Annotated in this window: 21 protein-coding genes, 1 tRNA gene and 1 pseudogene; 4 read left to right on the forward strand and 19 right to left on the reverse strand. The window is 37.7% G+C overall.

The window, feature by feature from the left end:
- Positions 1-23: 23 nt before the first annotated feature.
- The 3 genes and pseudogenes from FC81_RS05100 to FC81_RS10880 form a co-directional block, all read right to left on the reverse strand.
- Positions 24-290: a head-tail connector protein gene (locus tag FC81_RS05100; protein WP_057743783.1), complete on the reverse strand. Its 267-nt coding sequence runs from the start codon at positions 288-290 to the stop codon at positions 24-26.
- Between the two features lie 594 nt (positions 291-884).
- Positions 885-1,613, reverse strand: a pseudogene (locus FC81_RS05105) (phage major capsid protein); the annotation flags it as partial.
- A 224-nt stretch (positions 1,614-1,837) separates the two neighbouring features.
- The gene (locus FC81_RS10880; RefSeq protein WP_156406572.1) at positions 1,838-1,978 is read right to left on the reverse strand and encodes a hypothetical protein; all 141 of its coding nucleotides are present in this window, start codon (positions 1,976-1,978) and stop codon (positions 1,838-1,840) included.
- 220 nt (positions 1,979-2,198) lie between these two features.
- Here FC81_RS10880 and FC81_RS05110 point away from each other — a divergent pair, with 220 nt between their 5' ends.
- Both FC81_RS05110 and FC81_RS05115 read left to right on the forward strand, forming a co-directional pair.
- On the forward strand, positions 2,199-3,038 hold the full coding sequence (locus tag FC81_RS05110; RefSeq protein ID WP_057743786.1) for an aldo/keto reductase: 840 nt from the start codon (positions 2,199-2,201) through the stop codon (positions 3,036-3,038).
- 118 nt (positions 3,039-3,156) lie between these two features.
- Positions 3,157-3,228: transfer RNA gene (locus tag FC81_RS05115), tRNA-Asn, on the forward strand.
- A gap of 170 nt (positions 3,229-3,398) precedes the next feature.
- On the opposite strand, the gene FC81_RS05120 is transcribed toward FC81_RS05115, so the two are convergent.
- From FC81_RS05120 to nhaC (FC81_RS05145), 6 genes are all read right to left on the reverse strand, one after another.
- A complete protein-coding gene (locus FC81_RS05120; RefSeq protein WP_057743789.1) occupies positions 3,399-3,662 on the reverse strand; it encodes a hypothetical protein in 264 nt (87 codons plus the stop codon).
- A gap of 75 nt (positions 3,663-3,737) precedes the next feature.
- The gene (locus tag FC81_RS05125; RefSeq protein ID WP_057743792.1) at positions 3,738-4,331 is read right to left on the reverse strand and encodes an HMA2 domain-containing protein; all 594 of its coding nucleotides are present in this window, start codon (positions 4,329-4,331) and stop codon (positions 3,738-3,740) included.
- 18 nt (positions 4,332-4,349) lie between these two features.
- Complete coding sequence (locus tag FC81_RS05130) at positions 4,350-6,416, reverse strand: heavy metal translocating P-type ATPase (protein WP_057743794.1); 2,067 nt, start codon at positions 6,414-6,416, stop codon at positions 4,350-4,352.
- Entirely contained in the window at positions 6,413-6,952 is a 540-nt protein-coding gene (locus tag FC81_RS05135) for an HMA2 domain-containing protein (protein WP_057743797.1), read from the reverse strand. Before FC81_RS05135 ends, FC81_RS05130 begins: the two co-directional genes overlap by 4 nt.
- Entirely contained in the window at positions 6,945-7,262 is a 318-nt protein-coding gene (locus tag FC81_RS05140; protein ID WP_057743800.1) for an HMA2 domain-containing protein, read from the reverse strand. Before FC81_RS05140 ends, FC81_RS05135 begins: the two co-directional genes overlap by 8 nt.
- 243 nt (positions 7,263-7,505) lie before the next feature.
- Positions 7,506-8,915, reverse strand: a complete 1,410-nt coding sequence (gene nhaC / locus FC81_RS05145) for a Na+/H+ antiporter NhaC (protein WP_057743803.1) — start codon at positions 8,913-8,915, stop codon at positions 7,506-7,508.
- An 835-nt stretch (positions 8,916-9,750) separates the two neighbouring features.
- On the opposite strand from nhaC (FC81_RS05145), the gene nhaC (FC81_RS05150) reads away from it, so the two are divergent.
- Positions 9,751-11,124, forward strand: a complete 1,374-nt coding sequence (gene nhaC / locus FC81_RS05150; protein WP_057743806.1) for a Na+/H+ antiporter NhaC — start codon at positions 9,751-9,753, stop codon at positions 11,122-11,124.
- A 139-nt stretch (positions 11,125-11,263) separates the two neighbouring features.
- Positions 11,264-11,758 carry an acyl-CoA thioesterase gene (locus tag FC81_RS05155; protein ID WP_057743808.1) on the forward strand — a complete coding sequence of 165 codons (495 nt, stop codon included), beginning with the start codon at positions 11,264-11,266 and terminating at the stop codon, positions 11,756-11,758.
- 15 nt (positions 11,759-11,773) lie between these two features.
- Here the strand turns inward: FC81_RS05155 and FC81_RS11225 are convergent, their stop codons facing one another.
- The 10 genes from FC81_RS11225 to gyrA form a co-directional block, all read right to left on the reverse strand.
- Positions 11,774-11,896 carry a hypothetical protein gene (locus FC81_RS11225; protein WP_268871907.1) on the reverse strand — a complete coding sequence of 41 codons (123 nt, stop codon included), beginning with the start codon at positions 11,894-11,896 and terminating at the stop codon, positions 11,774-11,776.
- A gap of 417 nt (positions 11,897-12,313) precedes the next feature.
- Positions 12,314-13,606 carry an adenylosuccinate synthase gene (locus FC81_RS05160; protein ID WP_057743811.1) on the reverse strand — a complete coding sequence of 431 codons (1,293 nt, stop codon included), beginning with the start codon at positions 13,604-13,606 and terminating at the stop codon, positions 12,314-12,316.
- A 260-nt stretch (positions 13,607-13,866) separates the two neighbouring features.
- Entirely contained in the window at positions 13,867-15,255 is a 1,389-nt protein-coding gene (gene dnaB, locus FC81_RS05165; protein WP_057743814.1) for a replicative DNA helicase, read from the reverse strand.
- Positions 15,256-15,318: 63 nt separating this feature from the next.
- Positions 15,319-15,768 (reverse strand): 50S ribosomal protein L9, encoded by a 450-nt coding sequence (gene rplI / locus FC81_RS05170; RefSeq protein ID WP_057743817.1) that lies wholly within the window; start codon positions 15,766-15,768, stop codon positions 15,319-15,321.
- A gap of 20 nt (positions 15,769-15,788) precedes the next feature.
- Positions 15,789-17,792: a DHH family phosphoesterase gene (locus FC81_RS05175; RefSeq protein WP_057743820.1), complete on the reverse strand. Its 2,004-nt coding sequence runs from the start codon at positions 17,790-17,792 to the stop codon at positions 15,789-15,791.
- A gap of 217 nt (positions 17,793-18,009) precedes the next feature.
- Entirely contained in the window at positions 18,010-18,774 is a 765-nt protein-coding gene (pnuC, locus tag FC81_RS05180; RefSeq protein ID WP_057743822.1) for a nicotinamide riboside transporter PnuC, read from the reverse strand.
- Positions 18,775-19,099: 325 nt separating this feature from the next.
- Positions 19,100-19,336 carry a 30S ribosomal protein S18 gene (rpsR, locus tag FC81_RS05185; RefSeq protein ID WP_057736287.1) on the reverse strand — a complete coding sequence of 79 codons (237 nt, stop codon included), beginning with the start codon at positions 19,334-19,336 and terminating at the stop codon, positions 19,100-19,102.
- Positions 19,337-19,355: 19 nt separating this feature from the next.
- Positions 19,356-19,883, reverse strand: coding sequence for a single-stranded DNA-binding protein (gene ssb, locus FC81_RS05190; protein WP_057743825.1), 528 nt, complete (start codon positions 19,881-19,883; stop codon positions 19,356-19,358).
- A 32-nt stretch (positions 19,884-19,915) separates the two neighbouring features.
- On the reverse strand, positions 19,916-20,203 hold the full coding sequence (rpsF, locus tag FC81_RS05195) for a 30S ribosomal protein S6 (protein WP_057743827.1): 288 nt from the start codon (positions 20,201-20,203) through the stop codon (positions 19,916-19,918).
- Positions 20,204-20,402: 199 nt separating this feature from the next.
- Positions 20,403-22,886, reverse strand: coding sequence for a DNA gyrase subunit A (gyrA, locus tag FC81_RS05200; RefSeq protein WP_057743830.1), 2,484 nt, complete (start codon positions 22,884-22,886; stop codon positions 20,403-20,405).
- Positions 22,887-22,935: the final 49 nt, after the last annotated feature.

Raw genomic sequence — 22,935 nt, forward strand, 5'->3', positions numbered from 1 at the left:
TAAAGGCAAAAAACGCCTTTATATCAACTTATAAGTCCTCTTAACTGTTGAATCATAGATACTACCTGATAAGGTGTTTGCTGCATATCAACAACTCTATTTTGATACCAGAATTGCGTCAATAGCGACACAGCAAAATCATATTGCTTGTATTGTGTTAGATCTGCTGTTGAATCCACAGCGCCCTCTACATAAGCCTTAGCGGTATCAATGTATTGATTAATCATTGCATCATCATCTGTCACATCAATTCTAAGACTCTTTTTTATATCGTCTGCTGTTACTGCCATATAATCACTTCCTTTGTACCCACAAGTGGGTATGATAAATTTTTGCTCTGATTTAAAAGCAGAGTTAAAGTCCATGTTTTCAATTTTTTTGTGATAAACCTAACCTGAAATACGGGTTTGGTTATAAATTAAAGTATCAATTTGCTAAAAGCTTTCAAGAACCAGTTCGAAATTTTCGAAGTGGTTTTGGACACCTCCCTAGAACAGAGTAGAAATAATCGCCCCTGTATCTTTTTCAAACTGCTATATATAGGGTGGCTGAAATTTTCGACTTGCCTTTTAAATTTTTACCAACAAGGGAGCTTTTTGATACCTTGTTTTGTTGTCCTTTTGTGGACAATACTTAGGTGGTAACGATTCGTTCCTCCCTAGGTTTGCGCAAAATATCGCAGGCTTGTGTGGGGGGTGGTGATTCGCCACCCCCTTGTTTAGCTTTTACGAGTTTATCGGAAAAATCCGAAAAACCTTTGTAGCAATTCGCCCTAACCTCTTGTTTAGATCTTCAATTAAAATTGAATTCAAATAATATGTATGGGGTGGCCCAAAATTCGGCCACCCCCCTTAGTGATTAATTAAGGGTGCTGCGATCACGACTTATTTTCCTGCTGTACCAAGTGAGATAATAACCGCTGCGTCCTTAGAAATAGTTTCATAATCATTTCTAACAATGACTGATAAGCCTTGGCTAAACTGATCGAATTTGTCCCACTGCGCAGTTACTTGATTGCGGCGGAATACTGCAATAGCTTGTGATAAGTCGCCAACAATAACTGGGAATGTGCCATCTATGTTATCTGGCAAAACTTTATTGCTGATCAAGACAACTGGCGCACCTAATAAAGTAAATCCGCTTGGCGCTGTTGGGTTTGGTTGTAACAAGTAACGTCCCTCGCTGTCTTTCAAGGTATCGAGATAGTTAAATGCTGATTGGTTTACAAACCATTGCTTATCTAGTGCTGGATCAAGCGTGACATTAAAGACTTTCTTTAAATCATCAATATTAGCAGCAGTTGTATGTGTAAAGTTATCGTTGCTACCAATTTTATCAGTCAACAGACTCATAATTTGCCCGTTATCAGTCTTATCCACAAGTTGTTGTAATTGTGCTTTTACTTCGCTGACAATATCGACTTCTGAATACTCTACAACTTCATTAGAAAGTGTAATCTTGCCAGCAGTTATCTTGGTGTCAAATAGTAGGTCTGCAATATCTGCTAACTCCTCTTTAGTAGCTAAAACAGCTGTCTGTTGAGTGGTTACAACTGGATAAGTACCTATGCCAGACGAAACTTACTTAACAGTCGCATATTGGGCTAAATTATATTTTTGACAAATTAAACTTCCATTGTATATAAAATTAATATACGTAAATAATCACTAAAACACACACCTGCTAAGCCTAACCTATCTTAGCGGGTGTGTGTTTTGTTTGTAACGTGTGTTTAAGTAAATAAATTAATGCCCATTTGCAATTATTACATACGAATATTAATTTATTTGCTTGACTCAGCCTTATTTATCAACTATAAAATCTAGCTCATAACTTTCTAGATTGTGTTGATATCATTTTTGAGGGAACGTAATACATTGATTACTTCTGACGTACTTAAAACATTTTGCCCTTCACGCAATACTGCTTCAATGTCATCGATTCTGGTAAAGATAAGACCTTTTTCTCGTTTATCCACAAGCTCACCCCCCTCCAAGCTTCATCTTAATAATACCACACGTTAATACTGCATTTCATCTGCTATTTTTGTTTTACGAATAATATTTATTTGTTATGTCATTCTAAGCTCCAACTTATTTAGAGCAGTATATTTCACAAAATATTTTTAAAGTATTATTGTGAGAGTGTACATCGGTACTATTTCTTACACACAATAAATTACCTAGGAGGCACTTAATATGCATATCCCTCAAAAAACTCTTAATGATGGACATCGTATCCCTTATATTGGACTTGGAACCTATCAGATCCGCGGCGGCCAAGGAATTGACCATGTACTTGCAGCAATCCAAGATGGGTACCGTCTGCTTGATACATCAACTAATTATGATAGTGAAGGTATCGTCGGTGAAGCTATTCGCCGTTCAGGAATCCCACGGGCAGACTTTACCGTTACTTCAAAGCTTCCTGGCAAATACCATCATTACGACGATGCCTTGATGAGTATCCAAGAGTCCTTATGCCGGATGGGGCTAGATTACTTTGATCTGTATTTAATTCACTGGCCGTTGCCTAAAAGGGACCTCTATGTCGAAGCTTGGAAAGCACTTATAACCGCACAAAAGCTTGGCTTAATTCGTTCAATTGGTGTTTCAAATTTTGAACCGGAACATCTCGATCGTCTTAATAAAGAAACAGGAGTTATGCCTGCTGTTAATCAGATTGAAGTCCACCCAGCTTGGATCCAAGAATCGATGTTACAAGCGAATAAAGACCGTAATATAGTGACTGAAGCCTGGAGTCCACTTGGTCGCGGCAGTAAAGTTTTACAGGATTCAGCAATTCAAAAAATAGCTGCTAAGTATCACAAAAATACTGGCCAAGTAATTTTACGTTGGCATGTTGAACGGGGTATCGTCCCTATCCCTAAATCAAGTAATTTACTCCATCAACGTACTAATTTAGCTATTTTTGATTTTAAATTAACCTCTAACGAAATTGAAGCTATCAACGCTTTATCTCAATCCAATGGTCGTATTAATAACCAAGATCCCAATGAGTACGAGGAATTTGATTAGAAAGTCTTAACTCAAACTTAATTTTGCTTATTTACCACTGGCTACTATTAAATTAAAAAAAGATATTTACAAAGTATGATTTATATGATATAAATATAAATGTACTATTAAATGTCATTGCTCAGTAGTTCAGTGGTAGAATAATTGACTGTTAATCAAGAGGTCGTAGGTTCGAATCCTACCTGAGCAGTCAGCAGTTTAACGGGTATTTTAAAGGAGACATGATGAGGCTAACTGCCTATTATGTCTCCTTTTTTGATCTATAAACTTATTCAAATTAAAATATTATTCATATTCTCCTAATTTTAATATCTTAAAAAGAACACCTAATTAGAAATAAATTAGGTGTTCTTAAAGTAATTAATTATTCTTATCTGTTTCGTCTTTAAGCTTTAACTCTTTTTCTGCAATTAAGTCTTCTAAATTTTCCTTTTGCATTGTTAATTCTTCAAGCGTTGGTTCTGCGTTGATATTTCCTGACGTCGATGCTTTTAAAGAATTACCTGTGCTTTTTACTAAACGTTTTAAGTCACCAGCATTATCTTCGAACAACTTATACCCCGTTGCACCAACAACTGCCCCACTAATAAAACCTGCAAGAAAGTCTTTATCAAAATTAATCATTCTATCATCTCCTTACATTATAAAAAGATACGACAATACGTCTGAATTATAATATTTTTTTCTTGAAATTTCAAACTATATGCTTTTCTGCAGTAAGGCTTGATGATTATGCAGCTTCTGGTAATCATTTATTAACTCAAGTACATTAATAACCCACGATGTTAGCGCTACTTCTGTCATTTTTTTAGGTCCCAGTGTAAATGATGTAATAAATGCTGTTAAAATATCCGGATGATGAATTCGTCCCTTTCGCCGATCACCATGAGATAAAATAGTGTAACCAGTAAAGACAGTAGCAAAAGTATCAATTAATACATTAGGGTAACCTAGCAGCTTTAAACCAAAACTGGTTGCCAGTAAAATACCTGACGTCGCTGATCTTTGGACCTCACGTTCAAATGATTTCTGTCCTTGAACATATGTTTTTGAAATATGCTCACCATCATTATAAAGTTGGAAAACAAGTAAAGTTCTAACTACTTCATTTAACTCCAAGATCTCTGGATCATACCGAACTGTTAAAGTCGTTATTCGCGGTTCTATTCGGAAATCAATAATTCCTTCTTTCTGCGAAAGACTCGTCTGAATACGGCGACAGTTTTTCTCAGAAAAAACAAGTGTCTCATAATAAACACGAATCCGACCAGGTATTTCATGTAAAATCAGCATACTTTAACCAACCTTTCTTTAATGCAGCTTCAGTAGTGAACGTAAAATAACACCAATCGTTGTTCCATTATGGATAAATGCACCTATTACAGGATTAATCTTACCATTAAAGTTAAGGAGGATTGCCGAAGCATTAAAACCTAAAACTCCCGCATAATTCTGTTTAATGACCCGCATCGTTTTTTGTGATGCGTACACGGCATCTGCTATTACTTCTGGTCGTCCATCATTGATAAAAATATCACTGGCATTCTTAGCAGCATCACTGGCATGTGAACCAAGGGCGACACCAACCGTGCTCCATTTTAAGGCTGCTGAATCATTCAAACCATCCCCAACCATCATTACTGGATGGTCTCTTTCAGCATTTTTAATATAAGCTACTTTATCTTTAGGCAACAGCTCACTTTTAACATTATCAATCTTCAGTTGTTCTGCAACCTCAACTGCAGCTGAATCTTTATCTCCAGTTAACATTGTAATTTTAGTAATATTCAAATCCTTCAACTGCTGAATCGTCCGCGCCATCGCAGGTCGAACGCGGTCACTGATCAGAACTATTCCTAGCGCCTGTTGGTTAATTGCAAAATAAATTGCATTACTTAATTCAGCGTACTGTTCGGAAATCTGTTCAAACCCTTGAATATTATATTTTCGCATCAGTTTTAATGCGCCGACGATAACAGTATCTGTCTCGTGGTATTTTTTAGCGATAATACCATAACCAGTTATAACTTCTTCATCTGTTATTTGCAGACTCGGGTATTCAAGACCTCGCTTTTCACTTTCAGCTACGATTGCTCGTCCCAACGGGTGGCTTGCGTGCTGCTCGGCATAGGCACCTGCACGCAATAACTCATCTTGTGAAGTATCAGCTGCTGTTAATACTTTTTGAATCACTGGTTTCCCAACAGTCAACGTTCCCGTTTTATCAAAGACAACTTCCTTTATTCCGGCTGTACTCTCAATCGCCTGTCCACCCTTAATAACAATTCCTTTTTGAGTGAAATGGTTCATTGTCGCCAGAATTGCGATCTCACTTGAAAGTTTTACTCCGCAAACAAAATCGATAACCAGAATACCTACAGCTTTGAGCCAATTTCGCGTCACCAAGTAGGTAACTGCTGCTGCTCCAAAAGAAATTGGGACCATTTTCTGTGCAAGTGCATCAGCCGATTTTTGTAACTTACTCTTATTGGTCTCTGCTTCTGCCAAGAGACGATAAATAGCTGCCTCTTCTGTTTGTGATCCCAGCTTCTCAGCTTTTACTTTGATCTGCCCGCTCTCAATAACAGTGCCAGCATAAACACTGGCTCCCTTCTTTTTGATAGTTGCCTGGTATTCACCCGTGATGCTTGCTTCATTTATCACAGCATTCCCCGCAATAATTTCACCGTCAACTAGAATTTTCTCACCTGTATAGAAAGCAATAATCTCACCGCTCTTGACCTTTGCGAGCGGCACATCGACAACTGTCTCATTTTCAACACGATGAATTATTTTAGAATTTTTTCTGGCTGAACTATATAAAAAGTTTTGGCTTTGCCGACTAGTCATCTGTTCAAGGTAATCAGAAAGTCCACTCATTATCATTACGATTGTTGCTGTGAGCGGTTGGAATGTCAAATGTGCTGCTATAACACTGACAGCGGTCAAACTTTCAGCAGTTGGTTTTAGCTTGAATAACTGTGACAATCCTTTTTTGAAAATATCCGGATTTAAGTTGATATTAGCTAACAGATTCATCGCCATCAAGGATCTAGCACTAAGCTTTGTCCCACGGTTAGCTAGATACTTTTCTGCTAATAAAGATATACTCAGCATTCCAACCACATTAATCCCTGTACGCACAAGCGACTGCGACTGCTGTATTATCTTCTCACTCAGTGCTGTGAGTACTTCATCAGGACTTACCTGATGTTCATAGTAGATAAGCAGGCTGTGACTCACTTCATTATAATTAGCGCTATAAATAAAGGCGGTCCGTCTGGCTGATGCTTCAACTTGCTTTTTTGACCAGGTCTGAACTTCTTTTTTTGCTAATTGAACTCTCAGCCTGCCGGGTAACTGATGGATTATTCTCAATTTATGACCCGCTTCCTATTAGACCGTTCTAAAATCGTATAACTCCACCATAAGAATCCTAAGGCTGTTTGTGGTGCCGACTTCATCATTCTCACACCTAAAACGACTGTATAAAGGAAAAATGCTGTATCAACATCTACTAGCCCGAGCGTGGCATGCTTTAACAATCCATCTGCCCGCAACTTCTGCTCATAAATTCGATTCAATAAAGTAACGGGTGCATATTCATACGCTAAATCAGTTTGACGGACAACGTAATTTAAAAATGCCGTAAACTCTTCTTGTGTAAAGCTTTCCTTTTCAAAGACAAACAACAAGGTCCCCAATACCTCTGAACCGCTAACCTCTTTAATAGCCTGTTCCTTACTTATTTCTTTTTCTAAATACGCTAAAATATACTTATTCTTCCAACGATTACACTGTAGTCTCAAACGATAACGATTAGCATACTTAACCGTTATTTTTTGTGTTCGTAAGATTTTTTGGTACCCTTTCATTCCTAAAGACATTACACCTAGGCCAATTAAATTATTCATGTAGATCCCCCCTTTTACGATGTATTTCATCAATTTCTTTTTCTATTTTTAAAATACGCTCCAGTGGAAATTCTTTTGGAATTGAATACTGGACAGTAATTGTTCCAATCAAAGATGTCGTATGTACACTCTTTATTTCGTCTATCGTCTCAAGGTAACCCTTTAAATCATTCAAGAGTGGGTCATTGTCTTTCCAATAAGGCGAACTTAACCGTGCACGTCCCTTGATAGCACTTAGCAGTTGGATCTTATATCTTTTTTGAATTTTTAGTGCTAGGTTTTTTAATTCTAAGAGTGTGAAAAAACGCATCTGATCCCTCCTCTCAGTTTTTTTTCAGTCTATCATAAGTAAAAAAATAGCTTCTTGATATAATTAACATATATACAATTCAGTATATCAGCTATATTAATTTTAGTAAAACGATTGCACATCCTGTATATACCGTTACTAAAGGGAGACTATACTGCAAAATCTGCATTGTATAATCTCCCTTTAGTATATAAACTATTTACTGCCTTTATCCTTCAACTTTTAAAAGAAACATTTTATTAGCTACTGTCCCTTGACGACCTTTAGATCAGCTGAACTTGGATCAAGTCGTTTGAGTCCAATCCCTGTAAAGCCGCTTAAAAGTGAGAAGACCGGACATAATAGGCTAAAGAAAACAAACGGTAAGTACTGTAAAGTTGGTACACTCAGAGTATTAGCTAGGAAAACTCCACCAACGCCCCAAGGAACCAAGTAATTAATAACTGTCCCGCCATCTTCAAGGACCCGTCCCAATGCGTTATTAGCCAAACCGCCTGTGTTAAAAGTTTGTTTGAAAGCACGTCCAGGTAAAATAATTGAAAGGAATTGTTCACCAACAAAAATATTAACGCCTATGCAAGTTAGGATCCCTGCTGTTATCAATTTACCCGAACTGTTAAGGTGTTTCGCTAATGGTGCCATCACTGTTTTTATCAAACCAAAACGTACAAGCAAACCACCAAGCGATAAAGTTAAAACAATCAGGGCAACCGTTGGCATCATGCTAACGATCCCACCTCGTGATAACAACGTGTTTACAGTTGCATTACCTGTTTTAGCTACAAAACCATTGGTAATGATTTCGGCAAGTTGTTTTAATGGAACCTGTGGCTTCTGAATAAAAATCATTATACTTGTTACAAAGATATTTAACAGCATCGTTGGAACAGCTGGCATCTTAAACCCAGCACAAACGAAAACCAATATAATTGGAATTATTGCCCAAAATGAAATACTGAAGTTAGTATTTAAAATAGCTACTGTATGATTAATTCTGCTTAAACTCATATTAGAATCGTCATGACCGATCAGCATAAAGAAAATAGTCGTTAAGATACCTGCAGGCAATGTCGACCATAAGAGATTTTTAATATGTTCGAACAACTCCGTATCAACTACCGCTGATGCTAAGTTATTTGTTTCAGAAAGCGGCGATAGTTTATCACCAAAAATCGCGCCTGAGATAATAGCTCCTGCAATCATCGCTGGGTTTAAGCCCATCGTTATTCCCATTCCCATAAAAGCAATTCCGACAGTTGATGCGACCGTAAAGGCACTCCCCACAGCGGCTCCAACTAATGTACACACTATAAAGACGGAGGGTAAGAACCAGCGGACACTTATTATTTTGAAACCTAAGACCATTAAAGATGGAATCGTTCCAGCTGCAATCCACGTACTTATCATAGCACCGATTAAAATAAAAATAAAAATGGGAATAATTCCTTTTTCAATACCATCCTTAATGCCCAGATTAACACTTGCCCAACTAAAACGCCGCAACTTTGCCCATAAAATAATTGCTCCCATCGCCAACATTACAGGGACCTGCGGTGAAAGTCCAAAACCAATCACACCGGTTCCCATTATTACTAATACTAAGATTAAAATACAACTTGCTTCAATTACGCTTATTTTTTTAGTTTCGTTCATCTATGCCACTCCTTTATCAACTAAGTTTCGCCTACTATTATTCACTAGCTTTAACACTGATACCGGGCTATACCGCCAAAACTACCATCCATTTTTCTACCACCTTTTTAAACTAAAAAAAGTCCCTATCGCAATAATTGCAATAGGGACGAAATTCCGTGGTACCACCCAACTTGAAGATATAAAGAGCCTATCTTCCACTCACTAGACGATAACGGAATCTAGTTATTACCCGTTCAGCGAAACTCTGCCAATGTATTTGATCGAACTACCCTGATCGGTTCGCAACAACCACCGACTTCCTGACCCCCAGATAGAACGACTACTTGTTATGGCATTCAACGTTCATTTATTAGATTACGCAAAGAATAACATGCTGTCATTCTAATGTCAATGACAACTTAAATGCTAAGCTAACAAATTAATAAGCTATTACTGGATTAGATCCTTATTCCTATTACAAGTAAATCAGCGTTAAGTTTTTAGAAACATATTTTTTAATCAATATCTATAAAAATTTTATTATTTATATTTGACAACTTGTTAACAATAGTATAATATCTAGCTCATATTACATGAGTTAATGAAGTAGACGTTAAATTTTCTGTTCAGAAAGTCGGTGGTTGCTGCGAACCGACCAAATCTAACGTTCGAATTACGTTAACTCGTCTCACTTACAGTTGAATAGTTTTTTAAAGAAAAACATGATTTGTTTTTAAATTAAGGTGGTACCACGACCAAAATCGTCCTTAGCTATAGCTAAGGGCGCTTTTTTATTAATAGCAATTATTTAATAAACTATTGTTCTACAATTTAACCACTAGGAGGAATTACAATGCATACCAAAAAGGTCTCTTTACTCGAAGCCATTATCGTCCTTGCAATAATTATCTTAAGTATTTCTATCGGTGTTATTGCTCTAAAAGTTACCCCCAGCATCGCAATCTTATTTTCAATCAGTCTTATCATGCTATATAGCCTTATTCGTCGCTTTCCACTTACTTTGTTAAATCAAGGAATTACCTCAGGAATCAAACCCGGAATCGTCCCTATCTTTATTTTTATTTTAGTTGGCGCGCTAATTGCCGTGTGGATTAAAGCTGGAATTATCCCAACATTAATGGTTATTGGTTTTAAAATAATTAGTATTAAATTTTTTGTTCCTTCAGTTTTTATCGTTTGTGCTGTTGTTGGAAGTGCCGTCGGGAGTGCTTTTACAGTCATGTCAACAATCGGCATCGCCTTCTTTGGTATCGGAACAACGCTTGGTCTTGATCCAGCTCTAGTTGTTGGAGCAATCGTCTCTGGAGCGATCTTTGGTGATAAAATGTCTCCCCTCTCAGAGTCCACTAACTTAACGGCTGCTGTTGTTGACGCAGACCTCTTCAAACACATTAAGCACTTAATGTGGTCAACTATTCCCGCTTTCATCTGTTCATTGATTTTATTCGGAATAATTGGCTGGAATAACCATGATGCTAGTTTAGGTCAAATTCAAAGTGTTGTTACTATTTTAGAAAAGAATTTCTCAATCTCCATTTGGGCAGGTATCCCTATCTTATTCATGTTCATCTGTGCCTGGAAAAAGCTCCCTGCTGTTTTCACGATCTTATTGAATATTTGTATTTCAGTTGGGATGATTTTTATTCAAGAACCGCATACTAGTTTTAAATCACTTGGAACTCTAATCGAGAGTGGTTACGTTTCACATACCGGTAACAAACAAATTGATCTTCTGCTTTCACGTGGTGGTATTGAAAGTATGATGCCTACCGTTGCCCTGATCATCTTGACTTTGTCACTCGGCGGTCTTCTTATGCAAACAGGCTTGATTAAAACGGCTATGAACGCTTTAGCCCAACAGTTAAGTTCTACTGCAAGTCTAATCTCAGCAACACTGTTAGCAAGTATCAGCACCAATATTTTCGTTGGTGAACAGTTCCTATCCGTTATTCTCCCTGGTAATGCCTTTAAGACTGTTTACCAAAAAAAGCGGCTTGACCCAGTTGTTTTAGGCCGTGCATTAGAAGATGGGGGCACAGTTATTAATTACCTTATTCCCTGGGGCGTTGCAGGCAGCTTCGTTGCAGGAACATTTGGTATTTCAACATTAGCCTACCTCCCATTTGTATTCTTCAGTCTCTTCTCCCCGCTCTTCTCTTTCTTGAGCGGCTTAACCGGGATTGGCATCAAGTACTTAAAGGACTAATTTTCCTACTCAAAAAAGAGGACAACAAATGTTTCACATGAAACATTTGTTGTCCTCTTTAATTTTTATCAGTGTTTCTCCTAATATGCTATTATAAGACTGAAACTTATTTAAAACTGCAGGAGGTCTTATATCTATAATGAATTGTCAACAAACGTTAGCCATCACAAGCCACCGTGTTCTCGCGAGTGATCTAAATGAACACGAAACAGTTTACGGCGGTCGTCTGCTCGAACTACTAGACAGCACAGCTTCAATCTCTGCCTCACGGATTGCACGTACACAAACAGCAACTGCTTCACTCGATCATTTCAACTTCATCATGCCTTTTACTTTAAAAGATTCTTTTGACATTGAAACTTACGTTAGCGGTGTTGGTAGGCGCTCGATCGAAATCTTTGCCAAAATCATTGGAGAACACCTTAACACAGGGCAACGCTTTTTAGGAGCGACCGCCTTTTTAACTTTTGTTGTTCTTGACAAGGATTTTGCACTGACAACTATTAGTCCCTCTTCAACTGAAGAGCAAGCTGTTTGTTCACAGTATGCTGAACGTAGACATGCGCAACATAAACTATTAAAGCAACAAGAAAAGTTACACCAAAAAATCACCCTTAACCTTCCTTGGCAATAAGGATGAAATTTTTCATTAGTTTACTGATTTTTGTTTCTGGACAACATCAATTAAAAAAGCTATAGCCTCTTCATATGTACATGCTTTTTGTTTCATAACTGTCCTAATTGCCTTCTCTGTATCATTAGCAAATACCATTATCATCACTCCTATAATAACTAACTCTTAGCACCATACTCTCCACAGACGATCAGACAGCTTTGCTAAATATTCATCTTCAACCGAACGTTCATTCCCATTTTATAACGGTTAGCCTTAAAAAACGAGGATAATATACTACTAATTTTTTATCTATCTACTACGTTCAGCGCCAAATAAGGAATTCTTCCCTCAAAATAATTTTTTTGCGCTACTACTTTATAATAATTATTTAATTTATCATCCGCAGTCAAACAAGGCTAGGCCAAAAAAATATTTTTTGACCTAGCCTTGTTATTTTAAGCGTGGATACAGTTGAAAAATTGTTACAAAATTCTTCTAACTATATTTACAATTATCAGCCGCTATACCCAAGCTGCTTAATTATTATTGTGTCTATTTATTGTAAAATAAAGCTTAAATCTGTTCCCAGACATTATCTAAGACATTAGTTTGTTCCCGGTCAGGCCCCACTGAGAAAGTTGAAATCCTAACACCGACTAATTCTTCAATTTTTTTAATATAATTACGTGCGTTAAGCGGCAGATCTTCAAGACGCTCAATATGTGTAATATCTTCTTTCCAACCTGGTAAGGTCTCATAAACTGGCTTACATTTACTCAATTGTTTTAAACTAGCTGGATAGTGATAAATAGTTTCCCCATCTAACTCGTATGATGTACATATCTTTATTTCATCTAAGCCTGTTAAAACATCCACACAGTTTAAGCAGAGATTTGTTAACCCAGAGACGCGCTTGGCATGACGTAAAACAACACTATCAAACCAGCCTATCCGTCGTGGTCGATGTGTAACAGTTCCATATTCGTGACCTGCTTCACGAATAAAATCACCGATCTCATTATTTAGTTCAGTTGGAAATGGTCCATCTCCAACTCTTGATGTATAAGCTTTGCAAGCTCCCACTACCTTGTCAATCTTAGAAGGACCCACTCCACTCCCAATGGTTACCCCACCAGCAACTGGGTTTGATGAAGTTACAAAAGGATAGGTTCCTTGATCAATATCAAGCATAACTCCTTGTGCCCCTTCAAAAAGAACCTTTTTACCATTATCAAGAGCATCATTAAGAATAACTGAAGTATCTGTCACATTGTCTTTAAATTGTTGTCCGTATTCATAATAAGATTCAAAAATATCTTCAAATTTTAGCGGTTCATGGTCATAAAAACGGGTAAACTCTTGATTTTTTTCTTCAAGATTATGACGCAGTTTTTCTTCAAAAATTTCTTTATCTAATAAGTCTGCTACTCGAATACCAATACGAGCTGCTTTATCCATGTATGCTGGTCCAATACCCTTATTAGTAGTCCCTATTTTTTGATCCTTTTTAGCCTTCTCTTGAAGGCCATCCAAAAGGATATGATAAGGCAAGATAACATGTGCACGGTCTGAAATTCGTAAATTATCAGTTGAGACACCACGATCATTAAGATATTTCAATTCCTCAACTAAGGATTTAGGATTCAAAACAACCCCGTTTCCAATAACGCTTGTTTTCGAAGAATAAAAAATACCAGATGGAATCAGTCGCAGCTTAAACGTTTCTCCGCCAAATACAATTGTATGCCCTGCGTTATCACCACCTTGATAACGTGCAATTACATCTGCGTCATGACTCAGAAAATCTGTAATTTTACCCTTTCCTTCATCGCCCCATTGGCTTCCTACAACTACTATTGATGACATAGAATTTCACCTCATTAAATGATTTGTATACTTTAAACAACATAATCTTAATCATTAACCTCGATAATTGTATCAATCAAAAGTCTATTTTTCAAGTAAATAACGAATAATTATAAAAATTATTTTTTTAAAATTCAAAAATAACGAACTTTATTTTTACTTTAAGTAACTTGATAACTGTCTTACAAAAAAAAAGACAGCATCCCGCAATCAAAGATTGCTAAAACACTGCCACAAAAATAACTTATCTATTTACTTTTTTAATTACCATCAGGAACATATGCTACGGACGAAAACTTATTATATGACTTTACAAATAGCAGCTTAACTGTTCCACGTGGTCCAGAACGGTTTTTCTCAATAATAACTTCAACTTCCCCAACATCTTGGGTATCGTCATCTTTATTATTATTACCACCATTCTCATCATCTTCTTGCCGCTCATAATAATCATCTCGGTATAAGAAAGCGACAATATCAGCATCCTGTTCAATAGAACCTGATTCACGAATATCAGATAGTACTGGGCGTTTGTCTTGCCGTTGTTCAACTCCACGCGAAAGCTGGGATAACGCAATTACAGGCACAGATAATTCCTTTGCCAGCTTCTTTAGCTGTCGTGAGATTTCAGAAACCTCCTGTTGTCTGCTTTCCTTGTTAGTTCCCTCAATCAATTGAAGGTAATCTACAACTACCAACCCTAAGTTGCCTTTTTCTTTAGCTAGCCGCCGGCATTTAGCTCTAATTTCACTCATTTTGATCCCCGGTGTATCGTCGATGTAGATTGCTGCCTGGGACAAAGATCCCATCGCGACAACCAAGTTCTGCCATTCCTCATCGCTCAATTGACCAGTTCTTAAATGGTTGGCATTTATACTACCTTCCGCGCAAAGCATTCGATTAACTAAGGATTCAGCGCTCATTTCTAATGAAAAAAGTGCCACAGTCTGATCTGTTTTGGTTCCTATATTTTGTGCAATATTCAACGCAAACGCTGTTTTCCCAACGGCTGGTCGGGCCGCAATAATAATTAAATTATCTGGCTGCAAACCAGCAGTCATCTTATCCAGGTCATTATAACCTGTCGCTAGTCCCGTAATTTCTTCATCATTCTGGTATAACTTATCAATTTGTTCAATGGTATTATTTAAAACATCTGTAATTGATTTAAAACCGCTGCGATTTCTCCGCTCAGATACGTCCATAATTTGACGTTCAGCATCATCTAAGAGACTAGGGACATCTTCTTCTTGATTATAAGTCTGAGTGACAATGTTTGAAGCAGTTGCTATTAACCGCCGCATGATCGCCTTTTCTTCAACAATACGCGCATAATACGTCACATTAGCCGCTGTTGGGACAGCTGTCGCCAGTTCGGCAATATAACTGACTCCACCAACATCTTCACTCTGATTTTTAGCACTTAGATAATCGTTCATCGTAACAACATCAATAACTTCATCTTGATTATTTAGGTCTACCATCGCTTGGAAGATTATCTGATGTGCCCGGCGGTAGAAATCATCTGGCTGCAAATATTCCATTGCCTCAACTAATGAATCTGAGCGCAAAAAGATCGACCCCAAAACAGCCTGCTCAGCTTCAATATTCTGTGGCGGTAAATGATCTGTCAAAACATCGTTGCTCATCTTTTTTCCTCTCACTTCAAATAAAACTGATCCTTTAGACACACTCAAAGATTTTTAGGAAGCTTACTTTTGGGCTACATGTACCCTGATTTTAGCCGTAACTTTATTATGCAATTTAACGGGAATATTTGTATACCCTAATGCTTTAATTGGTTCAGGTAGCTCCATTTTACGTTTATCGATTTTTAAACCATACTGTTTATCGAGTGCTTGGGCTACTTGTTTACTTGTAATCGAACCAAAAAGACGGCTATCCTCACCCGCTTTAGCTTTCAATTCAACAACCATCTCGCCAGATTCTAATTTTTCTTTAAGCACTTTAGCTGCCGCCAAGGTTTCTGCATCTTTCTTTTCTTCGGCACGCTGTTGTGCCTTCAATTGACTCATTGCTTGTGCAGTTGCTGCTTTAGCCTTATTTGCTTTAATTAGAAAATTTGCATAGCCATCTGGAATACTTTTGATTTCTCCTCGTTTACCCTTACCTCTAACATCTTGTACAAAAATAACTTTCATGCTAATTCCTCCTAAAATCACTAATTTTCTTTTTTTAGAATATCCAAAAGTTGTTCTCGTGCCTCATTAACCAAGACATTTTCCAACTGTGTTGCTGCATTAGAGAGATGTCCACCACCGCCAAGCCGTTCCATCACGACTTGAACATTGACCTTGCCATTGCTTCGAGCCGATATTCCAATTTTACCATCCCTGCGTTGTGTAATAACAAACGAAGCTTCAACACCACTGACAGTTAGCAAGGCATCTGCAGCTTGTGCAGCTGTCACTGGATCATAAACTTTATTTGCTTCCCCAGCACATAATGCAATGTGATCTCCAATAAATTCGACCCGGTCGATCAAATGATTGCGTTGCAAAAAACTATCGGCATTTTCTTTCATGAAGTGTTGCGCAATCACCGAATCAGCTCCAACCGACCGTAAATAGCTGGCGGCATCAAATGTCCTTGTCCCTGTCCGTAAAGAAAATGATCTTGTATCTACAATAATCCCGGTCAACATGGCTGTTGCCTCAATCTTATTGATTGGCTCACTTTCCTTCGATTGGTACTCAAACATCTCGGTGATTAACTCACAAGTTGAAGATGCATATGGTTCAATATAAACCAGTACCGGATTTTCAGGAAATTCTTCTCCGCGACGATGGTGATCAATTACCATCACACGGTTAATCAGCTTCGTATAGAGCTCTTTGCTGGCTGAAATCGATGGCTTAGAGTGATCGACCATAATCAGTAAACTTTGTTCAGTAGTCTTTTCTAGAGCTTCTTCAGTTGAAATAATTTTTCCTTTAATGTCAGGATACTGTTCAAGTTCTTCCATTAGGCGTTGAACATCAGAATGCAAGTTGTCCTTATCCAGCACAATCCAGCATTTTTTCTTATTCATGGCTGCAATTCTTCTGATACCCAGACATGCCCCAACAGAATCCATATCCGGTTGTTTATGCCCCATTACAAAAACCTGGTCTGCTTGACTCATTAATTCTTGCAGTGCCTGTGAAATCATGCGCGCACGAACACGAGTCCTTTTCTCCATTGGATTTGTCTTACCACCATAAAAACGAGCTTGTCCATTAGGTGTTTTTACAACAACCTGATCTCCCCCGCGCCCAAGCGCCAAATCTAAGTTACTTTGGGCTAAACGTGCTAAGGCAGCTAAATTATCATCTTCGTATGCAATTCCAATACTCAAAGTCAACGGAAAGTTCTGTTTTGAGGTTCGCTCACGAATCCTATCAAGAATTTTGAATTTCTCGTCCTCTAACTGTTTCAGAACACCTGTATATGCAACTACAAAGAAATGATCGTCGTCAACCCGTTTAAGATACATTTTAAAACGTCTTGCCCAGTTAGATAATTCATTAGTTACATAGTTACTGAGGTTAGAGACCTTCTTATCTGTCATTGTCTGAGTAACTTCATCGTAATTATCCAAAAAGATTTGTCCAACGACCATTCCAGTATTCTGATCATGTTGTTCAATTTCAGCATAACGTGTAATATCCATCAAATAAACTGCATGAATATCCGTTTGGATCAACATTTGGAACCGATGTTCTCCCCATGCAACTTCTAGCGGACCTTTTTTCTTATAATTTTCCTTAATTAAAGAAGCTAATTCTTCATCCACATCTGCAATTTTTTTCCCGAGCACTTCATTTTTACCAAAATACTTCTGCAAATACGGATTGATCCATTCTATTTCATCTTTTTCACTCAGGAACAAAATACCGATCGGCATCTTGATTAAAGATTCCTGTTCACCGCGCTTAATACGATAAGATAAATCTGAAATATATTCATTTGTATCTTCCGTAATCTCTTTTAACGTGAAGAAAGCCACTCCTATTGTTAAGAGAACCAAAACTAAGAGTATCAGTCCTAACACAGGGTTAACAATAAACGCCATTATCTCACAAACTATTGAGAGTAATAAAAGAAAGATGGCAATTAACATTATCTTTCTATTTTTCATAAAAGCCGGCAGATGCCAGAAATCCTTTGAAAAAATTTGTTTCACTATTTTCTCCCCACATTCTGTAAATATTAACAAAAGCAGTTATTCGAAACGAAAGTCCTTTATTTTTCATCAGTACACAGCTTTATATAATAACATAAAACACCCATCGTGCTTTCTATTCTATCACAAACAGTCTTTTCTTACATCAGATACCAAAAAAGCTATACGCCAAACAATAGTTGGCTGTATAGCTTTTCTTATTTTTATTAATTTATTATTATGCCTGTGAATCTGTTCGAAACCAGCCATGGACACTAAAGAATGCATACAAATTATTTAAGAAAAAGACACTGTAACTAAAGATTAAAGCAAAGTTACCATCACCCTGTGTCATTGTCTGTATCCAAAGAGCTATGGTAAGTACAGAGCTGATTGTCCAAACATAAAACTGCTCGCGTTTCCGATTCAGCTCAAGTAATGAACCTGTAATTGCCATTGCAAGGTTTAAGCTATCCAAGAAAACACGCGGATCACTTGTTAAACTAAAGATGGCATGTAAGACTGCCCAAGCCGCTCCAAAGAAAACAATATATGCAATCCAGTCTAACCAGCTTTCAAACTTTTCAGCTTGAATATTATCATTCCACTTGGGATCTAAAATACAGAAAAAATCAAGAAAAATCAAATAACCAATTTGTTCCCAAGCACTTGCAAAATTTCCTGCCATAAAACCAACCGAAGCGATGCAGACCGCACTGACTGCACCAGCCCACCCCTGAATACCAGAGCGATTTGAAATTCCAATTACACAAGCTACAGAAAGGTTTGCACCCATAAAGGATATTATCGATTGCACCGGTGCAGTATTAAATGATTGCAATAAAGAAAAAACTTGCAAAATAAAATTAAAAATTAACAAGCCATAACTGAATCTTCCAAAACCGCGACATTGGTTTATCAGCCAACTGAAATAATCCTTTCGAAAAACATTTTTTGAATAGCTTGGTAAATTTGTTAAAACATCGATATAACGATTAAACATCTTGGTAACGTCCCCCTCCGAAATTTAGCCGTTTGGTTTAATCTTAGTTGTTATCTAGTTTCAGAAACTGAGGATAAACTACTAAAAAATCACTTACGAGCGGCTCACAATTTCCTATTATATGACCAAATTTCCAAAAGAAAAGACTTGACATTTCAACATGTTGTATAATTAGCGTCAAACCGTACTATATATAGTATTAGAATTTAATTAGTTACGATTCAGTAGTATGTGAAAAAAAGCGTCTTGCTTAATGTAGTTACTTTCTAAAGATGACACAAAAAAAAGGTACGGAAAAAATCCGTACCCTTTTTTCTTAGTTTTATTAATCTTCTGTAACAAATGGTAAAAAGCCCATGATCCGTGAGCGTTTAACTGCAATTGTTAAACGACGTTGGTTTTTAGCACTTGTCCCTGTTACTCGACGAGGTAAAATCTTACCTCTTTCAGAGATAAAGCGTTTCAAAAGATCAGTATCTTTATAATCAATATATTCGATATGATTAGCTGCAATAAAATCAACTTTACGACGGCGACGTCCGCCTCTGCGTTGTTGTGCCATTTAGTTTCCCTCCCCTATATTAGAATGGTAGATCATCATCTGAAATATCTATTTGTTTCCCACTATCAGCAAACGGATCAACATCTGTGTTGTTCTCCCGTGCCTTGGGTGGATTATTTTTCGTTGAATTTCCAAATAAATTATCATTATTTGGATTAGAACTATTTTGAGAAGGAGCGGAACCCTGCGTATCAGCACCATGTTGTTGTTGGTAACGTTCAGATTGTGAACGAGACTCAAGTAATGAGAAACTATCAACAACAATCTCGGTTACATAAACTCTATTTCCTTGCTGATTTTCGTATGAACGTGTTTGAATCCGCCCATCTACTCCGACCAATGAACCTTTATGGGTAAAGTTAGCGAAATTCTCTGCTGATTTACGCCAAATAACACAATTAATAAAGTCAGCTTCACGCTCTCCCTGCTGGTTCGTAAACTGGCGATTAACAGCAACTGTAAAAGTCGCAACAGCTACCCCATTGGCGGTATAACGCAAATCGGGATCACGTGTTAATCGACCTACAAGTATAGCTCTATTGATCAAGATTCCGTTCCTCCTTTTTTAATTCAAAATAATTAAGCTTCGCGTTTAACTATCATGTGACGTAAGATTGCTTCGTTGATCTTAGCAAGACGATCAAATTCGTCAATTGCCTTGGCATCGTCAGCTTTTACATTAGTGATGTGGTAAATACCTTCTGTAAAACCACCAATTTCGTAAGCAAAACGACGCTTAGACCAGTCTTTTGAATCTACGACTTCAGCACCGTTTTCTTTTAAAACTCCATCGAAACGTTCTACTAAAGCAGCTTTAGCAGCTTCATCGATAGCTGGGCTGATAATATAAGTAATTTCGTAAGTCATGACTGTTTACACCTCCTTATGGACTATTGGCTCTTATTTTTTAAGAACAAGGAAAGTAATCTAATGCTATTTCTAGTTAGATACTAACGAATAAAAATTATAACATTCAGTAATGAATAATGCAAGAGGACCCTCAGCTAATCTTACCACTGTTAAGTACGCAAGCTCGCTCAGAATCCTCTCAAAAAAATATTTATTTTTAATCCGTTGTCTCTGTGTCTGTCTCTTTCGATTGTTCTTCTGTTTGTTCTGGATCTATTTCTACCTTAGCCATGGTTGAAACGACTGCATCCTCGTCAACTTTGATTAGATGGACACCTAAAGTTGCTCGTCCAGTTTGTGAGACACTATCGATGCTAAAACGGATCATTACACCTTTATCTGTAATCAGCATAATGTCCTCTCCACCGCGAACAGTCGTCAATCCAGCCAAAGGCCCATTCTTCTTAGTAATATTGGCTGTTTTGATCCCCTTACCGCCACGACCCTTGATTGGATATTCCTTCGCGGCAGTTTGTTTTCCAAAACCTTTTTCACTGATAACGAAGACATGGCTGTTAGGATGCAAAATATCAGCCCCTACGACATAGTCAGCTGTACGTAGCTTAATTCCACGCACGCCGGCAGCAGCACGCCCCATTGACCTCACAGCACCTTCAGCAAAGCTAACAGCATAGCCTAAATGGGTCCCAATAATAATATTCCGGCTACCGTTAGTAATCTGAACACTAATTAATTCGTCTTCGTCTTTAAGTGTAATTGCCTTAAGACCATTACTCCTTATGTTCGAAAATTCATCAACGGCTGTTCGTTTAACTATTCCTTGTCGTGTTGTAAAGAAGAGGTAGTTCTTTTGCCCTTCATTTTCCTTAGGCACATTGATTACCGCTTGAATCTTTTCACCAGAACCAATTCCTAACAAGTTAATGACTGGGATCCCTTTAGCGGTTCGACCGTATTCTGGAATCTCATAACCTTTCATTCGGTAAACTTTCCCCATATTAGTAAAAAAGAGAATTCCTTCATGAGTTGAAGTCGTAATTAAATGTTCGATGAAATCATCATCATGAACACCCATCCCTTGGACTCCGCGGCCGCCACGACGTTGTGACTTAAACTCGCTGATCGGTAGTCGCTTAATATAGCCATTATGAGTTAACGCGACAACAACTTCTTCTTCTTCGATTAAATCTTCATCTTCAAGGCTTAAGACTTCACCAACCATCAGTTCAGTCCGCCGCTCATCACCATACTTCTCTTGAATCTCAAGTAATTCCTTGTAGATAATCTGATCGATTCGTTCTTGATGAGCTAAGATATCTCTATAATCAGCAATAGCCTCCATCAGACGCTGATACTCATCTTCGATCTTATCACGTTCTAAGCCAGTCAGTTTGACTAACCGCATATCCAAAATCGCCTGGGCTTGTTTATCTGATAATTGATATTCATCAATCAAGCGTGCTTTTGCAATTTCACCGCTCTTTGAACCACGAATAATATTAATAATTGCATCAATATGGTCAAGTGCAATGCGTAAACCTTCTAAAATATGTGCTCTTGCTTGGGCTTTCTTTAATTCAAATTCTGTTCGCCGTCTGATAACACTCTCTTGGTGTTTTAAATAGTATTGCAAAATTTGTTTTAGATTTAAAATTCTTGGCGTTCCATTCACGATAGCCAACATGTTAAAACTAAAAGTAGTTTGCATCAGCGTCATTTTATACAGATTATTCAAAACGACCGAAGCACTCATATCTTTACGGATATCAATCGTAATTCGCATTCCTTCACGATCAGATTCATCTCTGATATCGGTGATGCCCTCGATTTTTTTATCGCGTGCTAATTCGGCTATACGTTCAATCAATTTTGCCTTGTTGACCATATAAGGTATTTCATGAACAACAATAACTTCCTTACCACTCTTTGTTTCTTCAATATCAACTTTTGCTCGTAATGTTACAGTTCCCTTCCCTGTTTCATAGGCTTTTCTTATTCCTGATTTCCCCATAACGATTGCTCCGGTTGGGAAGTCCGGTCCCTTAATAGCTTCCATCAAATCAGCAGTCGTTGCCTCTGGGTTATCCATCAAAATATGCAAACCAGAAATAACCTCATTCAAATTATGCGGCGGAATATTAGTGGTCATCCCAACTGCTATTCCAGTTGCACCGTTAACTAATAGATTAGGGAACCGTGCTGGCAAAACCCGTGGTTCTCTTTCAGTACCATCATAGTTTTCTTTAAAATCAATTGTATTTTTATTAATGTCGCGCAGCATTTCAGTTGCAATCTTACTCATACGAGCTTCAGTATAACGCATCGCAGCAGCACCATCACCATCAACTGAGCCAAAGTTTCCGTGTCCGTCGACTAGCATATAGCGATAACTGAAGTCTTGCGCCATTCTTACCATTGATTCATAAATAGCTGAGTCCCCATGAGGATGATACTTCCCCATAACATCGCCGACAATTCTGGCTGATTTTTTATATGGTTTGTCCGGTGAAACACCCAATTCATTCATCCCATATAAGATACGTCGGTGAACAGGTTTTAATCCGTCACGCACATCTGGCAGCGCACGCGCAACGATGACACTCATCGCATAGTCTAAAAATGACTTGCGCATAATTCCAGATAAATCAGTTTTCTCAACTCGATTCGGTAATTCTACCACTATTCCTACCTCCTACTTCTAGACCATTAAGGGTACACCTAGGCAACTT

This window comes from Liquorilactobacillus capillatus DSM 19910 (assembly GCF_001434915.1).
Taxonomy (GTDB): Bacteria; Bacillota; Bacilli; order Lactobacillales; family Lactobacillaceae; genus Liquorilactobacillus; species Liquorilactobacillus capillatus.